This is a genomic window from Serratia sp. 201, assembly GCF_037027545.1.
In the GTDB taxonomy this organism is placed as follows: Bacteria; Pseudomonadota; Gammaproteobacteria; order Enterobacterales; family Enterobacteriaceae; genus Serratia; species Serratia bockelmannii.
The window spans coordinates 929629-947906 of sequence record NZ_JAXCHC010000002.1; the positions used below are offsets into that span (position 1 = coordinate 929629).

An 18278-nucleotide genomic window follows, 5' to 3' on the forward strand; every position below is an offset into this window, starting at 1 on the left:
GACTGATGCTGAAAAAATGGTTTATCGCGCTGTGCGTCGGGCTGGTGTGCTTGCCGGCGGCGGCGGAGCGCATCCGCGATCTGGTGACGGTGCAGGGCGTGCGAGACAACGCCCTGATCGGCTACGGCCTGGTGGTGGGGCTGGACGGCTCCGGCGACCAGACCATGCAGACGCCGTTCACCACCCAAAGCCTGAGCAATATGCTGTCGCAGCTGGGCATCACCGTGCCGCCAGGCACCAACATGCAGCTGAAAAACGTGGCGGCGGTGATGGTGACCGCCAAACTGCCGCCGTTCTCGCGCGCCGGGCAGAACATCGACGTGGTGGTCTCATCGATGGGCAACGCCAAGAGCCTGCGCGGCGGCACCTTGCTGATGACGCCGCTCAAAGGCGTGGATAACCAGGTCTATGCGCTGGCGCAGGGCAACGTGCTGGTCGGCGGCGCGGGCGCGGCGGCCGGCGGCAGCAGCGTGCAGGTCAACCAGCTGGCGGGCGGGCGCATCAGCAACGGCGCCACCATCGAGCGCGAGCTGCCGACCACCTTCGGCAGCGGCGGCGTACTCAACCTGCAGCTGAACGACGAAGACTTCACGCTGGCGCAGCAGATCAGCGACGCCATCAACCGCCAACGCGGCGGCGGCACCGCGACGCCGCTCGACGCCCGCACGATCCAGGTGCTGGTGCCGCAGGGCAACAGCTCTCAGGTGCGCTTCCTGGCGGAGATTCAAAACATCACCGTCAACGTCGGCGCGATGGACGCCAAAGTGATCATCAACTCGCGCACCGGGTCGGTGGTGATGAACCGCGATGTGATCCTCGATTCCTGCGCCGTCGCCCAGGGCAACCTGTCGGTGGTGGTCGATCGGCAGAACACCGTCAGCCAACCGACGACGCCGTTCGGCGGCGGCCAGACGGTGGTGACGCCAAACACCCAGATCTCGGTGCAACAGCAGGGCGGATCGCTGCAGAAGGTGAACGCCAGCGCCAACCTGAACAACGTCATTCGCGCGCTGAACGCGTTGGGCGCCACGCCGATCGATCTGATGTCGATCCTGCAGGCGATGCAGAGCGCCGGCTGCCTGCGCGCCAAGCTGGAAATCATCTGATGGCCGGCGATCTGATGGCGATGTCGGGCGCGGCCTATGACGCCCAGGCGCTGAACGGCCTGAAGCGCGATGCGGCGGCCGACCCGCAGGGCAACCTTAAGCAGGTGGCCCAGCAGGTAGAAGGCATGTTCGTGCAGATGATGCTGAAAAGCATGCGTTCCGCCTTGCCGCAGGACGGGGTGTTGAGCAGCGATCAAACGCGGCTCTATACCTCGATGTACGATCAGCAAATCGCCCAGCAGATGTCGCAAAAAGGGCTGGGGCTGGCCGACATGATGGTCAAGCAGATGAGCAATGCCAATACGGTGCCGAGCGAAACGGCGGGCATGTCGCCGATGGCGCTGGACAACGAGGTGCTGCAAACGCTGCCGAACCAGGCGCTGGAGCAGATGGTGCGCCGGGCGATGCCGAAAGCCCCGCCGGCCGCCGCGCCGCTGTCGCTCAACAACGGCAACTTCGTCGCTCGCCTGTCGATACCGGCGAAGGTCGCCAGCCAGCAGAGCGGCATTCCGCATCAGCTGATCGTCGCGCAGGCGGCGCTGGAATCCGGCTGGGGGCAGCGCGAGATCCCGACCTCAGACGGCACGCCGAGCTACAACCTGTTCGGCATCAAGGCCGGCGGCAGCTGGAACGGGCCGGTGACGGAGATCACCACCACCGAGTTCGAACAGGGCGCGGCGAAGAAGGTGAAGGCGAAGTTCCGCGTCTACGGTTCGTATGTCGAAGCGATTGCCGACTACGTCAAACTGCTGACCAACAACCCGCGCTATGCCGACGTGGCCGCCGCGCGCAGCCCGGAGCAGGCGGCGCATGCGCTGCAACGCGCCGGCTACGCCACCGATCCGCAGTACGCCAGCAAACTGGTCAGCGTGATTCAGCAGATGAAGAGCGCGGGGGAACAGGCGGTGAAAGCTTACACCCACGATCTGAAAGATTTGTTCTAAATCCCCGTCATTCTTGACGCCGCAGCGGCGTTGACTGCACAAGCTCGCCCCGGTCACTTGGCTTAACCAAGCGCTCGGGGACGCCCTTGCTTGTCGCCTTGCTGCGACGCCAATTATTTAGGGGATAGGCGGTAACGAAGGCTAGCTGGATGCTGACCGCGTTGCCGCTTTTTTTCCTCAAGTTCTTCTCATTTTGGCCGATAACCGAAACAGGCTGAGCGAACAGGCTCAGCAGCTCAATTAAGAACCCTGTGGGCCACCGGCGCCGCAGCATAAGGAATTCCGATGTCCAATAGCTTAATCAATACCGCGATGAGCGGGCTGAATGCGGCTCAGGTGGCGCTCAGTACCGTCAGCAACAACATCTCCAACTACAACGTGGCGGGCTACAACCGCCAGACCGCGATCCTGGCGCAGAACGGCGGCATGGCCACCATGAGCGGCTTTATCGGCAACGGCGTGACCGTCACCAGCGTTAACCGCGAGTACAACCAGTTCATCACCAACCAGCTGCGCGGCGCACAAAGCGCGTTCGGGGCGCAGAACGCCTATTACGAGAAGATTTCGCAGATCGACAATCTGTTGGCGAGCAAGACCAACCCGCTGTCGACCAACATGCAGGATTTCTTCACCAACCTGCAGAACCTGGTGAGCAACGCCGGTGACGACGCCGCGCGCCAGACGGTGCTGGGCAAGGCCAACGGTCTGGTGAACCAGTTCAACAACACCGATAAATTCCTGCGCGACATGGACAACGGCGTTAATCAGCAGATCAGCGATACGGCGCAGCAGATCAACAGCTACGGCCAACAGATCGCCAAGTTGAACGACGAGATCACCCGTTTGCGCGGCAGCGCCGGCGGCGAACCGAATGCGTTGCTGGATCAGCGCGATCAGTTGGTCACCGAATTGAACCAGCTGGTGGGCGTACAGGTCACGCAACAGGACGGCGACGCCTATACCGTCTCCTTCGCCAACGGCTTGACGCTGGTGCAGGGCAGCAATACGTATCAGGTGGAAGCCGTGCCTTCCAGCAGCGATCCTTCCCGTCTGACCATCGGCTATAACCGCGGCAACGGCGCCAGCGAAGTGCCGGAAGGCCAGATCACCAGCGGCACGCTGAGCGGCGTGCTGAAATTCCGCAGCGAAACGCTGGACGGCGTGCGCAATCAGCTGGGCCAGTTGGCGCTGGCGATGGCGGACAGCTTTAACCAACAGCATCGCGCCGGCTTCGATCTGAACGGTGACGCAGGCGGCGACTTCTTCAGCTTCAGCGGTGGCCGGGTGGTGGATAACACCCGCAACACCGGCGACGCGTCGCTGTCGGTTTCTTACACCGATACCGGCAAGGTGAAGGCTAACGATTATCGCGTTGAGTTCGACGGCAGCAACTGGCAGGTCAGCCGCCTGCCGGACAATGTGAAAGTCAACGCCACGCCGGGCACCAGCGCCGACGGCAAACCGACGCTGAACTTCGACGGGTTGGAAGTGAGCATCGACGGCAATGCGCAGGCCAAAGACAGCTTCACCGTGAAGCCGGTCAGCGACGTGGCGGGCAACCTGAAAGTGGCCATCACCGATTCGTCCAAGATCGCCGCCGCCGGTAAAGACGACAGCGGCCGCGGCGATAACGAGAACGCCAAGAAGCTGCTGGATCTGCAAACCAAAAACCTGGTGGACGGCAAAGCGACCCTGAGCGGCGCTTACGCCGGCATCGTCAGCGGCGTCGGCAACCAGACCGCCGCCGCCAAGGCCATCGCTACCTCGCAGGCCAAAATCGTCACGCAGCTGGGCGCGCAACAGCAGTCGATGTCCGGCGTCAACCTTGACGAAGAGTACGGTGAACTGCTGCGTTTTCAGCAGTACTACATGGCCAACGCGCAGGTGATTCAGACCGCCAGCTCGCTGTTCGACGCGCTGCTGAATATTCGTTGATTTCATTGTTAATCGGCGCCGATAACGGCGCCGGTCGCTCAGAGTAAGGAACCCACAGCATGCGCATGAGCACCAGCATGATGTACCAACAGAACATGAACGGCATCACGGGCAACCAGTCGCTGTTCATGAAGGCGGCCGAGCAGCTTTCCTCGGGCAAGCGGGTGATCAACCCGTCCGACGATCCGCTGGCGGCGTCGCGCGCGGTGATGTTGTCGCAGTCGCAGGCGGAAAACAGCCAGTACACCCTGGCGCGCACCTTCGCTCGTCAGAACGTGTCGATGGAAGAAACGGTATTGGCCGGCGCGACGTCCACCATCGCGGATATGAAGGCGCTGATCGTCAACGCCGGCGGCACCGAAAGCGATAACGATCGCCAGTCGCTGGCCACCCAACTGCAGGGGCTGAAAGATCAGCTGCTGAACCAGGCCAACAGCACCGACGGCAACGGCCGCTATATGTTCGGCGGATATGTGAACGACAAGGCGCCGTTCGTCGATAACGGCGGCACCGTCAGTTATCAGGGCGGGGACAAGACGGTTCAGCAGAAAGTGGACGCCAACCGCACCATGACCATCGGCCATACCGGCAACGCGGTGTTCATGTCGTTGACCAGCAATCCGAAGCCCGAGCCGGACGGCAGCGCGCCGGTCAGCAACGTATTCGAGAGCATCGATATTGCGCTGAACGCGTTGAAAACCCCGCTGCAGGGCGCCGATGAGGCCACCAAGCAGCAGGTGAACGATGCCTTGGCGAAAGCCAACCGCGGTCTGGACAACTCCTACAACAACGTGTTGAGCGTGCGCGCCGAGCTGGGCAGTCAGCTGCAGGAAATGGATCAGCTGGACAGCATCGGTAAAGAGCGTGACATGACCAACCAGATCCAGATGAGCGCGTTGACGGATGCCGATCTGGCCGAGTCTATCTCGTCTTATTTCATGCAGCAGGCAGCGCTGCAGGCGTCGTATAAAACCTTCAGCGATATGCAGGGCATGTCGCTGTTCCAGATGAATCGTTAAGAGCAATACCCCGTTGCCTGACCGCGACGGGTTTCCCTTTAGTGCGCTTAGAAAATGCCTTCTCCGTCTCGCGGGGAGGGAGGCTTCTTGAAACCGGGTGCACTCGTTTGGCGCGTCGCTCGTTCTCCCACTACTGACTGAGTGACGCGCCTTTTTTTCATCAGGAAAGAAATAATACGATTGTCCCCCCCTGTTTAATGCGCAATGGCATTATTGAAATCAGTGGCGGAATAATCGCGATGGATATTATTTTCCTGACGATAAATAGCGCTGCTATTTCTTTTTCTTCTCCACTTTCCATTTTTCGCCGTCGGCCGTCTCGGTAAACGAAACTCTAAATTTGTTGCTTTTCCAGTGGGTCAAACCGAATAACCGGCGTGCTTTGCGGTTGCTTTTCGCTTTAATCATGAACTCGCTCCTGTGGTTAGCAAAGGTCGATGCTGCGCCCTGCAGCCGGCAGGCGCCGGACGCATTTATTCAGGGTGTAAGTTATCTGTCGCGCATTTTACCCTGCGTGACTGCGTTATTTTTTATTTCCAATTGGGAGTCAGCGTTTTTATCGCCGCTGATGGCTAGCGTGGTACAAGCGATATTTCTGTTGCCGGGTCTATTCTAGGTCGGGGTTTTATTTATTCAAGCCGCCGGAGACATTTGAACCTTAATCCGGATAAAAGGCGTTTCTCAGGCTTTTGTCCCAAGAAAGCGTTTTTATTGCCATTTTGTCTCAGGCAGATAAGGGGGAAAGGGAGGGGCGTTGCAGGGGCTTAGAAGGTCATGCCGCCGATTACCGCCGCCAGTCGATCGAAGATTTCACCGAACAGATGTTCACAGAACGGCGCCAGCATCGGCATCATCATACCCAGCGTCATGATGCCGAAGGTCATGGTGACCGGGAAACCGATCACGAAGACCGACAGCTGCGGGGTCATGCGATTGAGCAGGCCGAGCGCCATGTTCAGCGTCAACAGCAGGCAGATCAGCGGCAGCGCCAGCATCATGCCGTTGATGAAAATCAGCGAGCCAACCTGGGTCAACACCAGGAAGCCGTTGCCGTTCAGCGGCTGCGTTTGGATAGGCAGGGTATGGAAGCTGTCCGCCAGCAGTGAAATCAGCCACAGATGGCCGTCGAAGCTGAGGAACAGCAGCATCGCCAGCAGGTTAAGCAGGCGTGCCAGCACCGGCATGTTCGGGCCGCCGCTGGGATCGAAGAAGGTGGCGAACGACAGACCCATCTGCATGCCGATCACTTCGCCCGCCAGGCGCACCGCCGCGAAGGCGAACTGCATGGTCAATCCCAGCGCCACGCCGATCAGAATCTGTTGAACCGCCAGCCACAGGCCGGCGGCGGAGAAGATCGGGATATTGCTGGCGGGCAGCGTCGGCGCGATCAGGATGACGATCAGCCCGCCAAGGCCGATTTTGACCTTTTTGCTGATTTGTTTTTCGCTGAATATCGGCGCGGTGCTGATCAGCGCCAGAATGCGCAGCAGCGGCCAAAAATAGTGGCTGAGCCAGACGGTGAGCTGGGCGCTGTCGAAGGTGAGCACGGTCAGCCGATCAGGGTGGGCAGGTTGCTGAACAGAGTGCGCATGTAGTCCAGCAACAGATTCAACATCCAGGGACCGGCGATGATGATGGTGGCCACCACCGCCAGAATTTTAGGGATGAACGACAGCGTCATTTCGTTGATCTGGGTGGCGGCCTGCAGCAGGCTGACGACCAGGCCGCTGATCAGCGCCGCCAGCAGCAGCGGGGCGGCCAGCGCCAGCGCGACTTTCATCGCTTCGGTGCCGAGCGCCATAACCGATTCAGGTGTCATCTCGCGTTCTCCGGTCAGGGGTTACGAATAGAAGCTCTGCGCCAGCGAGCCGAGCAGCAGCTGCCAGCCATCGACCAGCACGAACAGCATCAGCTTGAACGGCAGCGAGATGGTGGCGGGCGGCACCATCATCATCCCCAGCGCCATCAGCACGCTGGCGACCACCAGGTCGATAATCAGGAACGGAATGAACACCGTAAAGCCGATCTGGAAGGCGGTTTTCAGTTCGCTGGTGACGTAGGCGGGCAGCAGGATGCGCATCGGCACCGCCTCCGGGCCGGCCAGCGGCGGCTGATTGGCCAGTCTGGCGTACAGCGCGAGATCGGTTTCGCGCGTTTGGCGCAGCATGAATTCGCGCAGCGGCTGCGCGCCTTTATCCAGCGCGACTTCCAGCCCGATTTTGTCCTGGCTGAACGGCAGGTAGGCGTCCTGATAAACCTTGTCGAACACCGGCGACATGATGAAGAAGGTCAGGAACAACGCCAGCCCCAGCATCACCTGGTTCGGCGGCGCCGAAGGCGTGCCCAGCGCGTTGCGCAGCAGGCCGAGCACGATGATGATGCGGGTGAAGCTGGTCATCATCAGCAGCATGGCCGGCAGGAAGGTCAGCGAGGTCAACAGCACCAGCGTCTGCACCGGCAGCGACCAGCTTTGGCCGCCGTTGGCCAGCGGCTGACTGATCAGCCCCGGCAGTTGTGCCAAAGCCGCCGGGCTGATGAACAGCAGGGCGGCAGGGAGCCAAACCGCCGGACGGCGGACGAGGGTATGAAGAGTCGAGGTCATGCCGATTTTTCCGGGCGTTTCAGAACTTTTTGCATCAGTTGGCGGAAGTCCGCCGGCGTCGCCACGTCGGCCGCGCCCTCGTCTTTCGGCGGGGCGGGCAGGGTGTGCAGCGGGGTGATCTGCTGGGCGGTGACGCCCAGTACCAGCAAGGTGTCATCGACTTCCACCACCACCACGCGCTCGCGCTGCCCGACCTGGCAACTGGCGCGCAGGTTGAGCAGTTTGTTGTTGCGCGCCTGCGGGGCGAAACCCAGCCGACGGAACAGCCAACCGGCCAGCAGGATCAGCAGCAGAATGCCGCCGAGCGCGCTGCTGACCTGCATCAACACCGAACCGGCCGGCAGGGCCGGCGCGGCGGGGGATTGGCTGCTTTGAACGGTTACGGGCGCCGCAACGGTCATCAGCGGCTCAGTCGACGCATGCGTTCGGACGGGGTGATAATGTCGGTGATGCGCACGCCGAACTTGTCGGCCACCACCACCACTTCACCTTGTGCGATCAGGTAACCGTTGATCAGGATGTCCAGCGGCTCGCCGGCCAGGCCGTCCAGCGCCACCACCGAGCCTTGCGACAGGCGCAGCAGCTCTTTGATGGTCATCTTGGTGCGCCCCAGTTCCACGGTCAGCTTGACCGGAATATCCAGGATCAGGTCGATATCCTGCAGGCTGCCGAGCGCATCCTGAGCTTCCAGCGACTTGAACACCCCTTCGGTGCTCGCGCCGGATTTCTCTGTCGACTGCTGCTCGTTAAACGCATCAGCCCACAGATCGTCTACGGATTCCTTTCCTTCGCCAGACGGTTGCTTAGGATCACTCATTGGGCTGTTCCTCACTCAGAGCATTCAAAATAGGGTTAATCAAATGTTCAACACGCAGGGCATATTGCCCGTTTAACGTGCCGTATTGGCTGGTCAGAACCGGTACGCCGTCCACATGGGCGATCAGGCGTTCCGGCTTGTCTATCGGTAATACATCGCCCGGTTGCAGCTTCAGGACTTTCGACAGCCGCATCGGGATATCGACGAAGTTGGCGATCAGCTCCAGTTCGGAGTGCTGCACCTGCTTCACCAGCGTTTCGCGCCAGTGGCTGTCTTCCTGCCGCGAATTTTCCAGCGGCGGGTTGGTCAACAGCTCGCGCAGCGGTTCGATCATCGCGAACGGAATGCAGATGTTGAACTCGCCGGTCAGCGCGCCGATCTCCACCTGGAACGGCGTGGTGACCACTATGTCGTTCGGCGAGGTGGTGATGTTGGTGAACTTCACCTGCATTTCGGCGCGCACGTATTCCACGTCGATCTTGTAAATGGCGCTCCAGGCGTCGCCATAGGCGTCCAGCGCCAGGCGCAGCATGCGTTTGATCACCCGCTGTTCGGTCGGGGTGAATTCGCGGCCTTCGACTTTGGTCGGGAAGCGGCCGTCGCCGCCGAACAGGTTGTCGACGGCGATGAACACCAGACTCGGCGCGAACACGAACAGGGCAGTGCCGCGCAGCGGATTCAGATGCACCAGGTTCAGGTTGGTCGGCACCGGCAGGTTGCGGGCGAACTCGTGATACGGCTGGATTTTGATCGGGCCGACGGTAATGTCCGGGCTGCGGCGCAGCAGGTTGAACAACCCCATGCGGAACTGCCGGGCAAAACGTTCGTTGATGATTTCCAGCGCGTGCAGACGCTCGCGCACCACGCGGCGCTGGGTGTTCGGATCGTAAGGCTTGACCTCGCTCTCTTTGCCGACTATCGCTTCGGGTTCATCACCCGCGCTGTCGCCGTTGAGCAAGGCGTCGATCTCTGCCTGTGAAAGAATGCTATCGCCCATAGTGATTACCGCAGTATGAAGGCGGTGAACAGCACGTCGCTGACCACCTGCTTCGGTTGTCCCTTAACCAGCGGCGGGCTGAGCACGTCCTTAATCTGCGCCACCAGCTGTTGCTTCCCTTGTTCATTGGCCAGCTGGCCCGCTTCCTGACGGGAGAGCAGCATCAGCAAGCGGCTGCGCACTTCCGGCAGAAAATCGTTCAGCTGACGGCGGGTACTTTCGTCCGGCAGACGCAGCGTGAGTCCGATATACAGCACGCGATCCGGGTTGTTGTCCGGCGTCACCAGGTTGACGGTAAAGGTGTCGAGCGGCATGAACACCGGCGCGGCCGGCGGTTGCTGTTTGACGGCGGCCGGTTCGGCGCCGTTTTTATGCTGTTGCAGCAGCCACCAGCTGTAGCCCGCGGCGCCACAGGCGACGACGCTGATCAATACCAGCAGGATGACCAGAAGGGAGCGTTTCGGTGCTGCCGGAAGGGTGTTCTGAGACATAGCCAAATCTAATTCCTGTTGTTCCACCCGCAGCCTGCTAGGCGGCGGGCATGGCGCGCGGCAAAGCCGCACGCATGACATGTAAAGGTATTATCGCGTCTATCACGGCGTGCAATAGCCTGAATAGACGCGCAAATGGGTGCCAGCTTGGGCGTTTGCGGCGGCTCAGGCGAAAATATCGACGCCGTTGACCGCACTGGCCATGCGCTGCAGCGCCACCGGCGCGCTGACGCCGTCGGCGGCCGCAGCCTCACCGCCAGCATGTTCAGCATAGCTGGAACGCCCCTGGCCGTTGGACGCCTGCTGCTGCCCCTGTTGCCATTGCGGGGTGGACTCGCCGCCCACGCTGCTTTGCCCCAGGTTGATGCCGCTCTCCGCCAGCGCGTGACGCAGCTGCGGCATCGCTGCTTCCACCGCCGCGCGCACCTGACCGTGGGCGGAGGCAATGTGCAATTGCGCCTGCTGATCGTCCAGTTTCAGCGTGATCTGCAAGGCGCCCAGCTCCTGCGGGTGCAGGCGCAGCTCGGCACTTTGCTGGCCGTTGCGGTGGAACATCAGCACCTGTTGGTTCAACGCCTGCTGCCATTCCGGGCTGCCCAGCTGCGCGTTGAGCTGCGGCGTAGGCGGTGCGGTCACCAGTGCGCTGGCCGGTGCGGCCGTTTGCGTTGGGCTGGCGGCGGCCAGGGAGACGGCGTGGTTGAGCGTCGGTTGCTGCTGTGCATCGCTCGCCGGCAGCGGCTGTGCGGCACTTGCGCGCTCACCGCTGGTCGGTTGCGGGAGCGCCGCCTTGGCATTATCGTCGCCGGTGGCCGGCGTTTTCGCCCCTGTCAGCGACGGAGCAGGGGATGCCGATGAACGCGCGGCGGTTTTATCACCGGCCGCCGCAATGTTCAGCAGGCCATTGCCGGGCTGCAGTGCAGTCGCCTCGTCAGCGCTTTCCACCGGCAGCGAACGTTGGCCTTCGGTCGGTTGCGCCTGGGCGACGAGCGCGGCCGGCAGCATGGCGTACAGCGCCTGCAGCGTTGCGGCATCCAGCTCTTTGGCGGCGGCGATCGGTGGTTGCGCCGATTTGTCGCCGGCGATGGGCGCCTCGGCTTCGGCGCCTTCAGGTGAAAGCGCATCGGCTGGGGTGGCCGGGTTCTGCAGCAGGCCGCCGCGCTCGCCGAAGGTGGCTAGCAGTTGATTGAGCTGGTTGCGGCTCAGGGCCGGGGCGCGTTCCTCGTCCGCGCTCAGCGCGACCGGCGGCTGTTTGCCATCGGCGGCGGGCGCGAAACGTGCGCCGAGCAGCTGGGCGAAGGCCGATGACAACTGGCTCTCATCCAGCGCCGACGTCAGTTCGGCCAGGCCGCCGGCATCGCCGGGTAAGGCCAGGCCGGGCAGGGCGTTCAGATTCATGGGTTGATATTCCTTTGTGCACTGCGTTGAGCGAACTCATCCATCAGTTTTTGATCCCGTTTGTTCTCCTGCTGCTGCTCCGCATTTAAGGCGCGGGTATGCAGGGTCTCGAAAGCGTTCAGCCGCTGTTGTTTGTCTTGCCATTGCTTCACCGCATGATCCACTTTCTGCCCCCACTGCAGCAGCTGCTGGCGGTGCTGGTCGATGGCCTGTTCCAGCGTGCCGATAAACTGCTGGTAGTTTTGCCAGCTAGAGCTGTCCATGCCGTCGCAAAGTGTATGATTCAGCTTCTGGCGGTATTCGTCCTGATAGTTGAGCAGCATCGACAGCTGTTGCTCTGCCGCCTGCTGCGCCTGCCGTACCTGGCCCAGCTGTTGCGCGGCCTGTTCCACCGCATCCTGCGCCAGATCTCGCAGGGTAATCAGGGGAGATTGTGATTTCATCGCTGTGCGCCTCTGGTGACGTTAAACAATCAACTGCTGCAGCTGTTGACAGGCTTCATCGTAGCCGCTGCGTTCAAAGATGCCCTGTTGCAGGTACGCTTCCATCTGCGGGTACAGCGTCATCGCTTTGTCCAGCAACGGATCGCTGCCGGCCGCGTAGGCGCCGACGCTGATCAGATCGCGGTTGCGCTGATAGCTGGCCAGCATCTGTTTGAAGGTGCGTACCCGGCGATAATGCTCTTCGTCGATCAGCGACGTCATGGCGCGGCTGATTGACGCTTCGATGTCGATAGCCGGGTAATGGCCGGCTTCCGCCAGGCGCCGGGACAGCACCACGTGGCCGTCGAGGATGGCGCGCGCCGAGTCGGCGATCGGGTCTTGCTGATCGTCCCCTTCGGTCAATACGGTGTAGAAGGCGGTAATGGAACCGCCGCCGCTGATGCCGTTACCCGCGCGTTCCACCAGCGCAGGCAGTTTGGCGAAGACCGAAGGCGGATAGCCTTTGGTCGCCGGCGGTTCGCCGATGGCCAGGGCGATCTCACGCTGCGCCATGGCGTAGCGGGTAAGGGAATCCATGATCAGCAACACGTGCTGCCCGCGATCGCGGAAATCTTCGGCGATGCGGGTGGCGTAGGCCGCCCCCTGCATGCGCAGCAACGGCGATACGTCCGCCGGCGCAGCGATCACCACCGAGCGCGCCCGGCCTTCGGCACCGAGAATGTTCTCGATAAAGTCTTTGACCTCGCGGCCGCGCTCGCCGATCAGGCCAACGACGATCACATCTGCCTGGGTATAACGGGCCATCATGCCGAGCAACACGCTCTTGCCGACGCCGGAGCCGGCGAACAGGCCCATGCGCTGGCCGCGACCGACGGTCAGCAGACCGTTGATGGTGCGCACCCCCACGTCCAGCACCTGCTCGATCGGCGTGCGCTGCAAGGGGTTGAACGGCGCGGTGATCAGTGGCGCGCGGTAACCGGTTTCCGGTGAAGGCAGGCCGTCGAGCGGTTTGGCGCTGCCGTCCAGCACCCGTCCCAACAGGGCTGGGCCGAGCGGCAGCTGTTTGCCGGCGCTTTGGCCTTCCGGCGCGATGCGGGCGTAAACCCGCGCGCCCGGCACGATACCTTCCACTTCTTCCAGCGGCATCAGGAACAGCCGCTGGCCGTTGAAGCCGACCACTTCGCTTTCCACTTCCTGCACTTCACCGGCGTCGTGCCGTTCGATGAGGCAGGTCGCGCCGAGCGGCAACTGCAGGCCGGTAGCCTCCAGCACCAGCCCGGTCGCGCGGGTCAGGCGGCCGTAGCGGCGCACCGTCGGCGCGCGGGCGATGCGTTTTTCCAGCGTATCCAGAGAACTCAGCCAGCGGCCGAGACGCGCGGTCATCAGACTTCTCCCGGTGCCGCCAGGCGGCACAGTTCATGCCAGCGCGTCGCCAGGCTGGCGTCGAGATCGCCTTCCTCTGCGCTGACTTTGCAGCCGCCCGGATGCAGTTCGCCGTCCGCCAACAGGCGCCAGCCGTGCAGGCTGAGGGTAACCCCCAACTGTTGCTCGACGCGGGGGTAGTCGTCCGGGTGGACCCGCAGCTGCGGCTTGCCGTTGAACATCGGCTCCTGCTGGATCAGCTGTTGGATCTGCGCGAGCAGGGCGGTGCCGTCGCACACCGGCGGCTGGCCCAGCACCTGTTTGGCGGCGGTCAACGCCAGCTGCATCAACCGTGAAGCGATCACGCTGTCGAGCGCGTCCAGCGTGTGCTGGAATTCGGTAACCAACTGCTGCCAGTGGGCGGTCAGCGGCTGTTGCTGCTGCTGCGCTTCCAGCAGCCCTTGCTGACGGCCTTCTTCCAGACCGGACTGAAAACCGGCTTCATAGCCTTTTTGCTGGCCGTCGGCATAGCCCAACTGCTGGCCCTGTTGCTCAGCCTGCAGCCGCAGCGTCGCCAGCTGCTGTTGCAATTCGGCCTGCGCGTCCGGCGACGGATCGCTTTGTTCGAGATCCGGCAGCGGCGGCAGGTCGAACGCCGGTTTCTGTTCACCCAAATCGTTGAGCGACCAGGGCTGCCAGGGCAGGGTGTTAATGCGATCAGACATAGGTGTCCTCGCCGCCGCCAATGATCATTTCGCCGGTTTCCGCCAGGCGTCTTACCACCAACAGGATGGCTTTCTGCTCGTTCTCCACCTGCGACATGCGCACCGGCCCACGGTTGGCCAGATCGTCGCGCAGGATGTCGGCGGCGCGTTGCGACATGTTCTTGAGGAACTTCTCGCGCAGCGGTTGTTCGGCGCCTTTCAACGCGATCAGCAGCGACTCGCCTTCCACTTCCTGCAGCAGGCGCTGGATGCTGCGATCGTCGACTTCCACCAGGTTTTCGAACAGGAACATCTCGTCGATGATCTTCTGCGCCAGCTCGCCGTCGTATTCGCGCATCGCGTCGATGACCGCTTCTTCCTGCTGGGTTTTCATCAGGTTGATGATCTCGGCGGCGGTGCGCACCCCGCCCATTTTGCTGCGCTTGAGGTTCTGGCCGTCGAGCAGGTTGTTCAGCACTTCGGTCAGCTCCGCCAACGCCGCCGGCTGCACGCCGCCGAAGGTGGCGATACGCAGCATCACGTCGTTGCGCAGACGTTCGTCGAACAGGGCCAGGATATCCGCCGCCTGGCCGCGTTTGAGGTGCACCAGAATAGTGGCGATGATCTGCGGGTGTTCGTCGCGGATCAGATCGGCAGCGCTCTGCGGCTCCATAAAGTTGAGCGTTTCCATGCCGGTGGTGGTCTCGCGCGATTCGAGAATGTCTTCCAGCAGGCTGGCGGCGCGCTCTTCGCCCAGGGCCTTGACCAGCACCGAGCGCAGATAGTCGCTGGCGTTGACGCTCAGCGCCGCGTATTGCTCGGCGTCGTCTTCAAACTCAGTCAGTACTTCGCCGAGCTGTTTGTGCGAAACCTGGCTCATGCCGGCCATGGTGCCGCTCAGCAGCTGTACTTCGCGCGAGGAGAGGTGCTTGAACACCTCCGCCGCGCGATCTTCACCCAGCGTCATCAGCAAGATGGCGCTTTTGTCGGTTCCGGTCAGGCTCATATCTCGTTACTCATCCATTGGCGGATTACCAGAGCGACCACGCGTGGGTCTTTATCAGCCAGATCGCGGATCCGCTGGCTCTGGACTTCTGCGCTGACGCGCTGCTGCGATTTACGACGCTGCGCCAGCTCCTCGTTGCTCGGTTTGCCGCTGTCGGCCGGTTTGGCGGCAGGGGCATTGGCGGCGGCGATGGCGGCCTGTTGCGCCGCCTGGCGCTGTTGCAGCTGTGGCCGCACCAGTTTGCGCCACAGCAGCCAGGCCACCAGCAGCACCAGCAGATAGCGGCCCGCGTCGATCAGGCGATCGATAAACGACTGGCTTTGCCAGAACGGCAGTTCGCCACCGGTCACCTGACTGTCGGTAAACGGCGTGTTGACCACGTTCAGGGTATCGCCACGGCTGCTGGAGTAGCCCATCGCTTCACGCACCAGCGCTTCGATCTGCGCTAACTGCTCTTTGCTCATCGGCTGCGGTTTGCCGTCTTTATCTACGCCGAGGTAGTTGACTACCACGGCGACCGACAGACGCTGCACGGTGCCGGCTTTTTGCTGGGTGTGGCGAATGGTGCGGTCGAGTTCGTAGTTGGTGGTCGCGTCGCGACGGGTATTTTGCGGTACGCCGTTGGCCGCCGCGCTGCGGGTGGTTGCGGCGTTTTGCGCGGTGGCATTGTTGCCTGCGGCGTTGGCCGGCTTGGCGGTCTCAATCGGCGCGGTGGCCGGTGCGCTTGGCTGATTGGACAGCGCGCCTGGCACGCCGCCCACCTGTGGCCCGCCGATCTGCTCGCTCAGGCTGGTTTGCTGAGAGCGAATAGCGGCTTTGTCAGGCTGTTGGTTAGGTTGGTACTGTTCATCGGTTTGTTCGCGCGTGGCGAAGTCGATCTGCGCCGTGACCTGCGCACGCACGTTGGCGCTGCCGACCACCGGGGCGAGGATCGCCTCGATGCGGCGCTGGAAGCCGTTTTCCACTTCGTTGGCGTATTTCAGCTGCGAGGCGTTGAGATCGCGCCCGGTGCCGTCGGACTGCGTCAGCAGGCGGCCAGCCTGGTCGACCACGGTCACGTTGCCCGGCGGCAGGCCGGCGACGCTGCTCGAAACCATATAAACGATGGCGTTGATCTGGCCGTCGTCCAGCGCACGGCCGGGTTGCAGGGTCAGCGTCACCGACGCGGAAGGAGATTTCTGTTCGCGTACGAACAGCGAGGGTTTCGGCAACGCCAGGTGAACGCGGGCGTTTTGCACCGGCCCCAGCGACTCGATGGTGCGCGACAGCTCGCCTTCAAGGGCGCGCTGATAGTTGATCTGCTCGCTGAACTGGCTGATGCCGAATTTTTCCTGATCCAGCAGTTCGAAACCGACGGCGCCGCCTTTCGGCAGCCCTTGCTGCGCGAGGCGCAGACGGGTTTCATGCACTTTTTCCGCCGGGATCAGCAGCGCTGCGCCATTTTCGGCAAAGCGATAAGGGATATTCATCTGCGTCAGCTGGGTGACGATGGCGCCGCCGTCGCGGTCGTTCAGATTGCTGTACAGCACGCGGTAGTCGGGGCTTTTCACCCACAACAGCAGCGCGACGACGATCGCGATCGCGGCGGAAGCGGCGACCAGCAACGGAATTTTCGGGTTGGCGCGCAGACGATTCCAGATGGCTTGCAGGCCGTTGTCGCGGCTTTCGCCGGCGGTTATCGAAGCACTCATTTTAGGTCTCGTCCTTCAATGGCGCTCACGATCCCGTATGGGCCGCTGAGCAGCTCCCTGCCAGGCTGATGAACGGTATGGTTAGCGTTGTGTGACAAAACAGACTCCCTGATACACATATCTTCTAAATAGCGGCGCTCCCATTTCTGGGCAGGCCATTATTCGCCTTATCAGACGATTCCGATTGCCCGATAAGCCGGGTTTTTTGCAGTTAATTAACCGCTTTAGGTCTGAAAACGCTGTGCTAGGGTGTGCATCATTGGAGAAGTGCAGGGTGAAAACGTCACCCGGCGAGACGAGATGATTGAGGATCAGATGGCGATTCAGGGCATTGAAGGGGTACTGCAGCAGATGCAGACCATGGCGGTTCAGGCCGGCAAGATGGGGCAGAATGCGGCGCCGCAGGGCGTCAGCTTCGCCAGCGAACTGACCGCGGCGCTCGGCAAGATCAGCGAGACCCAGCAAACGGCGCGCAAACAGGCGCAGGATTTCGAACTGGGCGTGCCGGGCATCAGCCTGAACGATGTGATGGTCGATCTGCAGAAATCGTCGGTGTCTTTACAGCTGGGCGTACAGGTGCGCAACAAGCTGGTGGCGGCCTACCAGGATATTATGAATATGCCGGTGTGATGAACGTGCCGATCATTTTTCAGTGAAATTTGGGTCGGCGCTGTTACCCTATAGCGACGGTCATTTATCGGGATAGGATGATGTACAAATCGCTGTATCTTGCTCTGGGTATCATGGCGTTGTCTGGATGCGCCGGGCAAAACGATGACTATTCATCGGCACAAAAAAATGCGGCTCATCAGGACGCCGGCAAAGAATGGAAAGCGTTTGTCGCGCCACTGTCGGTGAAAACGCAGTCGCCCGGCGAGCGAGAAATGAAACGCGCTGCCCGGCAATACTGAAGTCACGACTTCAGCCAATAGGCAAAAAAAACCAGCTATCGAAATAGCTGGCTGAAGGTGCGATAAAACATTTATGTATGTGATGTAGGAGCGTCGACGCCCGCTCGAAATGGTGCCGACGTGGTTATCATATTTGTTATGTTATAACAAATCAATGCTGCTGTGCGTTTGCTTCAGCCTGCCAATTCTGCGATCCGCTCGCGGGCGTTCGCCAACCCCTGAGCGAGGCCGTGCGGTTTCATATCCAGCCCTTCGGCATAGATAAACTGCACGTCGCCGATCCCCATCAGCCCCATCACCGAGCGCAGGTACGGCGTCACGGCGTCAGTCGGCTGGCCGGCGTGTATGCCGCCGCGTGAACTGAATACCAGCGCATTGACGCCTTCTACCAGCCCCACTGGGTAAGTGGCGGTATAGTTGAACGTCACCCGGGCGCGGGCCACCAGATCGAACCAGTTTTTCAGCTGGGTTGGAACGTTGAGGTTATACATCGGCGCGCCGATCAGCAGCAGATCGCTCCCTTTCAGTTCGGCAATCAGCCGGTCGGAGAGCACTACCGTCGCTTTGGCGCGTGGACTGATGTTTTCTGCGCCTCGCAGCGCATCGAACAGCTCGCCGTCCAATACCGGCAGATCCAAGGCCGTCAAATCGTGTTCGACGATCTGATCTTCATATCCTTTGGCCCGACGCGCCGCCAGATAGTGGTCAATCAGGTTATTGGTCTGCGAGTCGTTTCCCATAATGCTGGATTTGAGTACCAGTATTTTTTTCATGCTGTTGTCCTCTGACGGTAATCTGTGGTTTTCACCGGGACTCCGGAATAACTGCAGGTTACCATTGCCTGATGCTCACCAG

The 18278-nt window shown here is 61.5% G+C and carries 21 protein-coding genes; 6 read left to right on the forward strand and 15 right to left on the reverse strand.

What is annotated here, in order from left to right; all coding sequences use genetic code 11:
* The first annotated feature begins 5 nt into the window (after positions 1 to 5).
* The 4 genes from WA302_RS12645 (at position 6) to flgL (ending at position 5004) form a co-directional block, all read left to right on the forward strand.
* Positions 6 to 1106, forward strand: a complete 1101-nt coding sequence (locus tag WA302_RS12645) for a flagellar basal body P-ring protein FlgI (RefSeq protein ID WP_004934816.1) — start codon at positions 6 to 8, stop codon at positions 1104 to 1106.
* On the forward strand, positions 1106 to 2050 hold the full coding sequence (gene flgJ, locus WA302_RS12650) for a flagellar assembly peptidoglycan hydrolase FlgJ (RefSeq protein ID WP_169540639.1): 945 nt from the start codon (positions 1106 to 1108) through the stop codon (positions 2048 to 2050). Before WA302_RS12645 ends, flgJ begins: the two co-directional genes overlap by 1 nt.
* Positions 2051 to 2335: 285 nt before the next feature.
* The gene (gene flgK, locus WA302_RS12655) at positions 2336 to 3985 is read left to right on the forward strand and encodes a flagellar hook-associated protein FlgK (protein WP_033643519.1); all 1650 of its coding nucleotides are present in this window, start codon (positions 2336 to 2338) and stop codon (positions 3983 to 3985) included.
* 59 nt (positions 3986 to 4044) lie between these two features.
* On the forward strand, positions 4045 to 5004 hold the full coding sequence (gene flgL, locus WA302_RS12660; RefSeq protein WP_016927302.1) for a flagellar hook-associated protein FlgL: 960 nt from the start codon (positions 4045 to 4047) through the stop codon (positions 5002 to 5004).
* A 273-nt stretch (positions 5005 to 5277) separates the two neighbouring features.
* On the opposite strand, the gene sra is transcribed toward flgL, so the two are convergent.
* The 14 genes from sra to fliF all read right to left on the reverse strand — a co-directional run bounded on the left by sra (position 5278) and on the right by fliF (position 16512).
* The gene (gene sra / locus WA302_RS12665) at positions 5278 to 5412 is read right to left on the reverse strand and encodes a stationary-phase-induced ribosome-associated protein (protein ID WP_197759062.1); all 135 of its coding nucleotides are present in this window, start codon (positions 5410 to 5412) and stop codon (positions 5278 to 5280) included.
* A 356-nt stretch (positions 5413 to 5768) separates the two neighbouring features.
* Positions 5769 to 6551 (reverse strand): flagellar biosynthetic protein FliR, encoded by a 783-nt coding sequence (gene fliR, locus WA302_RS12670; protein ID WP_043138626.1) that lies wholly within the window; start codon positions 6549 to 6551, stop codon positions 5769 to 5771.
* A 2-nt stretch (positions 6552 to 6553) separates the two neighbouring features.
* Positions 6554 to 6823, reverse strand: coding sequence for a flagellar biosynthesis protein FliQ (gene fliQ / locus WA302_RS12675; protein WP_004934803.1), 270 nt, complete (start codon positions 6821 to 6823; stop codon positions 6554 to 6556).
* A 21-nt stretch (positions 6824 to 6844) separates the two neighbouring features.
* A complete protein-coding gene (gene fliP, locus WA302_RS12680; protein WP_025303257.1) occupies positions 6845 to 7606 on the reverse strand; it encodes a flagellar type III secretion system pore protein FliP in 762 nt (253 codons plus the stop codon).
* Complete coding sequence (gene fliO / locus WA302_RS12685; protein WP_025303256.1) at positions 7603 to 8007, reverse strand: flagellar biosynthetic protein FliO; 405 nt, start codon at positions 8005 to 8007, stop codon at positions 7603 to 7605. Before fliO ends, fliP begins: the two co-directional genes overlap by 4 nt.
* Positions 8007 to 8423: a flagellar motor switch protein FliN gene (gene fliN, locus WA302_RS12690; protein ID WP_038876868.1), complete on the reverse strand. Its 417-nt coding sequence runs from the start codon at positions 8421 to 8423 to the stop codon at positions 8007 to 8009. Before fliN ends, fliO begins: the two co-directional genes overlap by 1 nt.
* Positions 8416 to 9420, reverse strand: a complete 1005-nt coding sequence (gene fliM, locus WA302_RS12695) for a flagellar motor switch protein FliM (protein WP_025303254.1) — start codon at positions 9418 to 9420, stop codon at positions 8416 to 8418. Before fliM ends, fliN begins: the two co-directional genes overlap by 8 nt.
* Positions 9421 to 9425: 5 nt before the next feature.
* Positions 9426 to 9911, reverse strand: coding sequence for a flagellar basal body-associated protein FliL (gene fliL / locus WA302_RS12700; RefSeq protein WP_025303253.1), 486 nt, complete (start codon positions 9909 to 9911; stop codon positions 9426 to 9428).
* Positions 9912 to 10076: 165 nt separating this feature from the next.
* A complete protein-coding gene (locus WA302_RS12705; RefSeq protein WP_261456447.1) occupies positions 10077 to 11306 on the reverse strand; it encodes a flagellar hook-length control protein FliK in 1230 nt (409 codons plus the stop codon).
* Entirely contained in the window at positions 11303 to 11749 is a 447-nt protein-coding gene (gene fliJ / locus WA302_RS12710; RefSeq protein ID WP_043138615.1) for a flagellar export protein FliJ, read from the reverse strand. Before fliJ ends, WA302_RS12705 begins: the two co-directional genes overlap by 4 nt.
* 21 nt (positions 11750 to 11770) lie before the next feature.
* Entirely contained in the window at positions 11771 to 13132 is a 1362-nt protein-coding gene (fliI, locus tag WA302_RS12715; RefSeq protein WP_004934781.1) for a flagellar protein export ATPase FliI, read from the reverse strand.
* Entirely contained in the window at positions 13132 to 13836 is a 705-nt protein-coding gene (gene fliH, locus WA302_RS12720) for a flagellar assembly protein FliH (RefSeq protein ID WP_025303250.1), read from the reverse strand. The genes fliI and fliH overlap by 1 nt, the downstream gene beginning before the upstream one ends.
* Positions 13829 to 14821 carry a flagellar motor switch protein FliG gene (gene fliG / locus WA302_RS12725; RefSeq protein WP_025303249.1) on the reverse strand — a complete coding sequence of 331 codons (993 nt, stop codon included), beginning with the start codon at positions 14819 to 14821 and terminating at the stop codon, positions 13829 to 13831. Before fliG ends, fliH begins: the two co-directional genes overlap by 8 nt.
* A complete protein-coding gene (fliF, locus tag WA302_RS12730; RefSeq protein ID WP_049204117.1) occupies positions 14818 to 16512 on the reverse strand; it encodes a flagellar basal-body MS-ring/collar protein FliF in 1695 nt (564 codons plus the stop codon). Before fliF ends, fliG begins: the two co-directional genes overlap by 4 nt.
* Positions 16513 to 16827: 315 nt before the next feature.
* Between fliF and fliE the strand changes: the two genes are divergently transcribed.
* The gene (gene fliE / locus WA302_RS12735) at positions 16828 to 17142 is read left to right on the forward strand and encodes a flagellar hook-basal body complex protein FliE (RefSeq protein WP_025159836.1); all 315 of its coding nucleotides are present in this window, start codon (positions 16828 to 16830) and stop codon (positions 17140 to 17142) included.
* A 77-nt stretch (positions 17143 to 17219) separates the two neighbouring features.
* Entirely contained in the window at positions 17220 to 17423 is a 204-nt protein-coding gene (locus tag WA302_RS12740; RefSeq protein ID WP_141998313.1) for a hypothetical protein, read from the forward strand.
* 173 nt (positions 17424 to 17596) lie between these two features.
* On the opposite strand, the gene WA302_RS12745 is transcribed toward WA302_RS12740, so the two are convergent.
* Positions 17597 to 18196, reverse strand: a complete 600-nt coding sequence (locus tag WA302_RS12745) for an FMN-dependent NADH-azoreductase (RefSeq protein ID WP_261456445.1) — start codon at positions 18194 to 18196, stop codon at positions 17597 to 17599.
* Between the last annotated feature and the right edge of the window lie 82 nt (positions 18197 to 18278).

Coding starts and splice junctions, on each gene's coding strand:
- WA302_RS12645 (WP_004934816.1), top strand. CDS start 6: ATGCTGAAAAAATGGTTTATCGCGCTGTGCGTCGGGCTGGTGTGCTTG.
- flgJ (WP_169540639.1), top strand. CDS start 1,106: ATGGCCGGCGATCTGATGGCGATGTCGGGCGCGGCCTATGACGCCCAG.
- flgK (WP_033643519.1), top strand. CDS start 2,336: ATGTCCAATAGCTTAATCAATACCGCGATGAGCGGGCTGAATGCGGCT.
- flgL (WP_016927302.1), top strand. CDS start 4,045: ATGCGCATGAGCACCAGCATGATGTACCAACAGAACATGAACGGCATC.
- sra (WP_197759062.1), bottom strand. CDS start 5,412: ATGATTAAAGCGAAAAGCAACCGCAAAGCACGCCGGTTATTCGGTTTG.
- fliQ (WP_004934803.1), bottom strand. CDS start 6,823: ATGACACCTGAATCGGTTATGGCGCTCGGCACCGAAGCGATGAAAGTC.
- fliP (WP_025303257.1), bottom strand. CDS start 7,606: ATGACCTCGACTCTTCATACCCTCGTCCGCCGTCCGGCGGTTTGGCTC.
- fliO (WP_025303256.1), bottom strand. CDS start 8,007: ATGACCGTTGCGGCGCCCGTAACCGTTCAAAGCAGCCAATCCCCCGCC.
- fliN (WP_038876868.1), bottom strand. CDS start 8,423: ATGAGTGATCCTAAGCAACCGTCTGGCGAAGGAAAGGAATCCGTAGAC.
- fliM (WP_025303254.1), bottom strand. CDS start 9,420: ATGGGCGATAGCATTCTTTCACAGGCAGAGATCGACGCCTTGCTCAAC.
- fliL (WP_025303253.1), bottom strand. CDS start 9,911: ATGTCTCAGAACACCCTTCCGGCAGCACCGAAACGCTCCCTTCTGGTC.
- WA302_RS12705 (WP_261456447.1), bottom strand. CDS start 11,306: ATGAATCTGAACGCCCTGCCCGGCCTGGCCTTACCCGGCGATGCCGGC.
- fliJ (WP_043138615.1), bottom strand. CDS start 11,749: ATGAAATCACAATCTCCCCTGATTACCCTGCGAGATCTGGCGCAGGAT.
- fliI (WP_004934781.1), bottom strand. CDS start 13,132: ATGACCGCGCGTCTCGGCCGCTGGCTGAGTTCTCTGGATACGCTGGAA.
- fliH (WP_025303250.1), bottom strand. CDS start 13,836: ATGTCTGATCGCATTAACACCCTGCCCTGGCAGCCCTGGTCGCTCAAC.
- fliG (WP_025303249.1), bottom strand. CDS start 14,821: ATGAGCCTGACCGGAACCGACAAAAGCGCCATCTTGCTGATGACGCTG.
- fliF (WP_049204117.1), bottom strand. CDS start 16,512: ATGAGTGCTTCGATAACCGCCGGCGAAAGCCGCGACAACGGCCTGCAA.
- fliE (WP_025159836.1), top strand. CDS start 16,828: ATGGCGATTCAGGGCATTGAAGGGGTACTGCAGCAGATGCAGACCATG.
- WA302_RS12740 (WP_141998313.1), top strand. CDS start 17,220: ATGATGTACAAATCGCTGTATCTTGCTCTGGGTATCATGGCGTTGTCT.
- WA302_RS12745 (WP_261456445.1), bottom strand. CDS start 18,196: ATGAAAAAAATACTGGTACTCAAATCCAGCATTATGGGAAACGACTCG.